The organism is Sneathia sanguinegens, from assembly GCF_001517935.1.
Lineage (GTDB): Bacteria > Fusobacteriota > Fusobacteriia > Fusobacteriales > Leptotrichiaceae > Sneathia > Sneathia sanguinegens.
Map to the genome: position 1 here is coordinate 1 of NZ_LOQF01000029.1, position 532 is coordinate 532.

Genomic DNA, 532 nt, shown 5'->3' on the forward strand with positions numbered 1-532 from the left:
TGTGAACTACCCATAGTCTAAAGCCTATGGGCTTCCTGCTTCGCTGACCTCGTAACCTACTATCTCCACAGGCGTTAATTTGGGTAGTCCCTACCCTATATTTTTTTTATTACGCTATTTGTCTTAATCCTTCTGCTAATATATTCTTTGCGGCATTGACATCTCTATCGTGTATTTCCCCACAATTTGGACATTTCCATTGCCTTACGGATAAATCTTTTATGTTCTTATTTTGGCAACCACAACAAGAACATAACTGACTACTTGCGTAAAAACTATCTACCTTAACATATATTCTATTGTTCCACTTTGCTTTATACTCTAGCTGTCTTGTAAGCTCATACCATGAAACGTCACTTATAGACTTAGCCAATTTATGGTTTTTTATCATATTTTTTATCTGCAAGTTTTCTGAAACAATCACTTGGTTTTCGCTTATTATTTCACTTGAAATCTTATGAAGATAATCTTTTCTGGTATTTGTTATTTTCTCATGGCATAATGCTATTTGCTTTCTTTTTTTCTGATAGTT

General features: G+C 34.0%; 1 protein-coding gene. It reads right to left on the reverse strand.

Annotated elements, in window-relative coordinates; all coding sequences use genetic code 11:
• Positions 1-109 precede the first annotated feature (109 nt).
• A partial coding sequence (locus AWT65_RS06285) for an RNA-guided endonuclease TnpB family protein (protein ID WP_157055075.1) occupies positions 110-532 on the reverse strand: 423 nt, incomplete at its 5' end.